Source organism: Bacillus sp. AFS001701, assembly GCF_002559405.1.
Taxonomy (GTDB): Bacteria; Bacillota; Bacilli; order Bacillales; family Bacillaceae_G; genus Gottfriedia.
In genome coordinates this window covers 1-6,249 of the sequence record NZ_NTZO01000141.1, presented here as the reverse complement: position 1 = coordinate 6,249, position 6,249 = coordinate 1, and the positions used below count along the sequence as shown (strand labels likewise).

Genomic DNA, 6,249 nt, shown 5'->3' with positions numbered 1-6,249 from the left:
GTAATAAATAAAAGAATTCCAACAAAAAATTCTATAAAAGATAATGTATTTACTCCTCCAGAAAAATCATCTTCATCCTCGTATTTCTTAAAAGCAACGTAAATTGCATTTCCACCAAGTAATATTAAAATCAATGAACCTATAATTAAAAAATATATATTCATAAAATTACTCCTTAAAATATCTAAGTACATAATTCAAGAGAACTAAACTGACATTTACTGCAATAATAAAGCCTGACGAAGTAGTCGATACTTGTTCAATATAAGGATGTGTTAGTTACATAAGATTATATTTAATAAGTTAAATAATAAATTTTAAAACTTCCAAGTAATACCTAGTTCTTCAAATGAAACTCTACTTTCACTTAGACCTTCTTCATCGTCCGACCCAATCATTTGAATTTCTTTTTCATTTAATATGATGTCTTTAGTCGGATTTTCAATTTTACGTTTGAAAATGGATTTTAGTAGGACTATTTGAGTCTCAGACATATCATAATCTTCTTTCCACTCATTTATAGAACTTTCCATTTTATCTATTTGTCTTTCTATAAGAAATCCGCCATTTTCAATTAAAGCCTCATATGTATCATGTGAGTATACTTCATCAAAATTTCCCCAAAATGCAGTTGTTATAACTGGGACTGTTTTTCCGTCACTCTCGTCTAATAAATATAGAAGAGCTTCTTCTAACGCTACTTCTCTAGATTTTTCAGGTGCACCCTTAAAATATTCAATAGCATCTTTGTACTCGAATGCCCTTTCGCTATGGTCATTTCTGAAAGCACCTACTAAAAAATTCGGATGAAATGATATAGTTCCACACGTACCAGAGCTATCTTGAACACTATAATTAAACCCATCCCAAGATTGTTCATGAGAAATATCAGGAAAATGCGCAACCATAATTGCATGGGCTACTGATGCTAAAATACAACCTTCCCAAAGTTGATTTCTGTCCCAATTTAACTTGTTCATTTTTCGCATTCCCTTCACTTTTGATTTTAAAATTAACTACATTTTACCATATTTCTTATTCCATTAACCTGCTAATTAGTTCATCAAGAATATCAGCAATCCAACACATCTGAAATCAAAAAAACCTATCCAATTGGATAGGTTCAAAATCTAATTGATTCCTAAAGACTGCTTAATCGAATCAATAGTTTTTCCATTATACTCCTTAACACCAGTAGGAGTATCTAATACATAATCATTCTCTTTTAAGTAATTAGTTTCTAGTAACTTGAAATCCAATGAGTCAACTTTTCCATCAAAATTAATATCAGCATTGCGATAATTCCTACCCCAATTTTGTTCAAGAAGTATTACATCATAAATATCAATTACATTGTCTTTATTAAGATCCCCAGCATTTTCTCTTACAGTAGGATAAGAAATACTTTCACCAATAAAAATATCACGATCTTTTCGACCAATTTCCATAGGTGTATATGTTGTAAAATGACCTGGAACATCTATGATGACTGTATATAATTGTTCTGTAATTGGAAGTTTACTGAATACGATGTTTCCATTTTTTTGAATTTCACCAGTGTAGTATTGACCTTTGGAATCTTTTGCTTTTGCTTGTGCACTGATTGTAGTGTAATCAATTGCAAAGTTAAAACTGCCATTTGCATTTAACAAGCCCGCAGCGTTAATTTTTGCAGTAGCATCTGAATAAGCTGGGTAGCTTGGTAAATAACCAACTTGAGTATACGGGTTTACTGTTTTACCGTTTATATCCTTATACGAAGATGAAGTAATATAGAAAAAGTTACTATTAACGTTTACAAATGTATCTCGGTTCGTATCTACAATCATATCAAACAATGGCATATCGCCAGTTAAACCGTCACCTGGTGCCTTAATATTTATTGTATTTGATTTGCTAGTAGTACCTGTTGCTGTAGCGGTAAATTGAGTATCATCGGATAAAGCTTTATTTTTATTAATTACGACTGAATTAAAAAATCTTGATGTGTAATCAAATTTAAGTGTTAGATCTTTTGCATTTTGCAAACCATGAGCATAGAACGTATAAGTTAATTGATCACCCATTGTAAAGGATTCTTTATTTGGTTTTGCATAAATATATTGTGTCCCTGGTTTCATATAGTAAACGACTTTTGCCATCGTTGAATTACCTGCTCGATCCGCTCCTACAAATTGCAGCATGTAAACTGGGTTAGGCGAATCAACAGATATTTCTTTCGAGAATCTTCCATTCGCATCAGCAGCGATGCCATAACCTGGTGTATTAGGTCCGTACCAAACATTATTATTTGCTTGTGTTATTTTCATACCATTAGTTTCCATTTCCTTTGCTTCATTATCAATAACACTACCAGATAATGTAACTGTCTTTTGACCTGGTGCTAATTCTACAAATGGCAGATCACCTTTAGGTAGTGCATTTGTGTCATCTAATGTGAATGTTGGACGGTTATTATCGATATATACTTGGTCTTTCTTTGTATACTGTTTGCCGTCTAAATTTGTACCAATCACTTTCATTTTGTATAATCCTTGTGGTGCAAGGATTGATGTGTAGCCAACCGGTTTCTTTGCATTACCTGTAAATGGAAAATATCGACCAGTAAAGGCTTTTTGGATATAGAGATCCTTATCCACTCCTGCACTTGAAACATTAATTGTACCGATTATACCTAAATCTTTATTAGTTTTTGGATCTACTAAAATAAAATCTAATGTTTTCATTGGTGAATTTAATTTAAAATCTAAATCAGACGTCTTAAAGCTATATGGTGCATTATCACGAGTTGTAGAGATAGTCGGAGAATGAACTTTGAAATATTCAAAGCCTTCTTCTACTAAACGGAATCCAAATGGAATTTGATAATGATCGTCTGGATTTTTTTCATTCACAACATGAATATAGCCTTCATATGTTCCTTTACTAGCTGTTGTTGGGATCGTAAGTGTTGCAGGAATCATCTCCTGGCTATTCTTTTTCATTTTAAGATCTTTTGGTACTGTTACACTTACTCCATTTGACTTAGCATCCAAAGATCCGCGTGTACCGATATTATATTCTACCGAAATATTATATTTTTGCATTTTATCAGTATGATTAGTGATTAATATATTTGTAGTTTTTGAAATAGCATTGTTATCTACAGGAATAAAACCATAACTAAGTCCACCAGTTAGTTCTTCAATAGTTACTTTTTCATTATTTTTAATAAATGGCGTTGTATCTTGAACTCCTAGTTCAATACGTGAATAAATCGCCTCATAAGGATCTACTCTTCCTGCCCCTACTTCAAACACACTATAATTACTTCTTAACGGATCCGCTGTATTCATCAATACGGTTTTAATATCAGCAGGCGTATAATCAGGATGTGCTTGTAATAGTAATGCAGCTATACCAGTAACATGTGGAGTTGCCATCGACGTACCGGACATTCGCATATATGCAGAAGAATAATCTGTTGAATCATTTTTGTTATTGATATATGCAGGAACAGTCGATAAAACATCAACCCCAGGTGCTGTTACTTCAGGTTTAATATCATATAGCGTTCCCGATGGCCCCCTAGAGCTAAAGCTAGCTAGATCATCACCAGGAATTTCAGACTCACCAATTTTCCCTAGTGTTACTGATGGAGTTCCCTTGCTAAATAAATCATTTACCGCCAGGCCGTCTTTATTCGTCATCGAAAATACTGGGATATTATCATTGCTTTCTCCCAAATAATACGGAATCTGTCCTTCAGAAGCATTATTGTTGTATATAATTACCCCAACAGCTCCATTTTGCTTTGCATAGTTCATTTTATCAACAAGTGCATATGTACCACGAACAACAAATGCAATCTTACCTTGAACATTTTTTCCAGTGTAATCTGTTAGACCACCTTCTCCAACATTTACAATATCCAATGTTTTTCCAGACAAATTAGTAAAATCATCCGTCCATTTTTTCGTCATTAATCGTAGAGTACTATCCGTAACTTGACCGTTTACTAAAAATTCACTTCCGAATGTAGTAACTTTAGTAGGAACAGAACTCGCACCTACCGTTAATGCAAGTGCTGCTGCACCTGGAGAGCCTAATGTGTACATACTATCTCCAGAATTTCCTGCTGCAACGACAGCTGTCACACCATTTAAAACGGCATTATCAATCGCTAAGCTTGTTGCTTCTAACGGATCGTTTATTGAGGCTCCTAGCGAAAGATTAATTACATTCATTCCATCAGCTACTGAACGGTCAATACCTGCAATTACTGCAGAATTAGAACCTGAGCCATAAGGACCCAATACGCGGTATACATATAAATCTGAATTAGGTGCTACTCCAGTTACTTTATAATCAGAATTATTTTTCCCACGACCAGCAATCGTTCCTGAGACATGCGTCCCGTGTTCAGTATAATATGCGCTTCCATTAACAAATTCAGCTTTTTTAGAAGCTTTCCATTGATCATATGTAGTTTCCATTGGATCACTATCATTATCTACGAAATCATAGCCACCTTTGTATGCATCTTTCAAGTCGGGATGATTATAATCAATACCCGTATCGATTACACCAATCTTTATATTTTTACCTGTAAAGCCTTCTTGATGCAATTTATCAATCTTTAAAAATGGTAAACTATCAACCTTTGTTTGATCCTTCTCCACTGGTTCAACAGGTGGCTTAATTTGTATTGTTGAATCACTATAAATAGCTTTAACTGTATCCAACTCTAGTAAATCCTTAATTTGATTTGCTGGAAGTGTCAATGAAACACCGTTAAACGCATTCTGATATGTATATTTAATTTGAATTTCTTTATTACTTCCTTTCTCTTTATTTCCTAATTTTTCTTGTAATTCTTGTTTAAAGTGAGCATGAGACTTAGATACATTTTCCTTCGCCTTTTCTAATGAAATTGACTCACCTTCTACAGCCTTCTCTAACTGAGCTACTTTAGCTGGAAGTTCTTTAAATTCAACAATTACAGAAACATCTTTATCACTTGATAAGTCTATATCATCTGATAATTGCAAACCTGTTTTTGAATCAGCAAGATCTAACTGATTCAAAGCCTCCCGTTGTTCTGGTGTAAGAGATTGAAGAATGCTTTCTGCTTCACTTGAGTTCGCATATGCTTGCTTTTTACTAATCATAGTCGATCCCAAAATTGTACTGCTAGCTAAAACAAGTACAGATGTGGTTTGAAAAAATTTACTACTTAACCCCTTCATTAAATAACCTCCAACTTTTTCTAAAAATAATAATGATTGAAAAACAAGTAAAATATGTGATTTTTCACAAAAATTACTTAATTTAGATTATAACTAGAGTTTTTCACGAAAAGTATTGGGGGAATTTTCATTAATGTAGGAATTTATAAAATAAATTAAATGTCGATATTAGTAAAATCTAGTAAAAAGATTAGGCATTATATTTATGTGAATGTAGATTTATGTGATTTAATGTAAAATCCCATTAAAAAACTTGGGGGAAATTTACTAAATATGCCTTATCTTATTGGTCTAACTAAATTTTAAATTAAAGATTTTTAACTATTAATGAATATAAAAAGGATCAGGGAAATGGTGGAAGCGGCACCTTAAATACATTATCCTCAATTGTTTTAATAAGGAAATAACAAAAGTTGGATTTTGTCGTTAATATAAAACAAAAAAGAGTTTCCCAAATTTGAGAACTCTTTATCTTTTTTAAATTCACCAATATTTTTCCATCAAAGCCTTTGACCATTCTGCTTGTTTGATCTCACCTTTAGGAAGAAATTCTTTCATAATTGGTTTGATATCAATGATTGGCGTTCCATCGATCGCATCTAACCCTTTAACTGTAAGAATGCGACCACTATGTTTTAAAAGTTCTACTGATGTTAGACCTAATTTATTTGGCCTGTTTTTACCCCTTTGAGCAAAAATTCCAACCTTTGGAAAATGAATATTATTTCTAGGATGTCTAGCATTGTATTGAATCATTTCATCAGTCACTTTATCGAAATAAAAAATTATCTCTAAATGTGAAAAATCACTTATTCCACTTAATGCTTCTTCATTAAACTTCTCTGCTAACTCGATTTCAGAGATAATTGAACCCCAGTGATCGTCTTCAATTTCTTTTCTTGAATTTTTAACAAAAGCAATCGGATTAATTGTAAATGTCATCAATTCATCTCCTAACTTATTTTATTTTGTCTTTATTATACTGAATTTTTTGTTAACTATTTATAAAAGAAAAAGTATG

Annotated in this window: 3 protein-coding genes; all 3 read right to left on the bottom strand. The window is 32.6% G+C overall.

The features are described 5' to 3' along the window. Positions 1-317: 317 nt before the first annotated feature. Positions 318-980 carry a hypothetical protein gene (locus CN514_RS11185; RefSeq protein WP_098232648.1) on the bottom strand — a complete coding sequence of 221 codons (663 nt, stop codon included), beginning with the start codon at positions 978-980 and terminating at the stop codon, positions 318-320. A 150-nt stretch (positions 981-1,130) separates the two neighbouring features. Further along, on the bottom strand, positions 1,131-5,228 hold the full coding sequence (locus CN514_RS11180) for a S8 family serine peptidase (protein ID WP_098232647.1): 4,098 nt from the start codon (positions 5,226-5,228) through the stop codon (positions 1,131-1,133). A 483-nt stretch (positions 5,229-5,711) separates the two neighbouring features. After that, a complete protein-coding gene (gene tsaA / locus CN514_RS11175; protein WP_098232646.1) occupies positions 5,712-6,170 on the bottom strand; it encodes a tRNA (N6-threonylcarbamoyladenosine(37)-N6)-methyltransferase TrmO in 459 nt (152 codons plus the stop codon). Between the last annotated feature and the right edge of the window lie 79 nt (positions 6,171-6,249).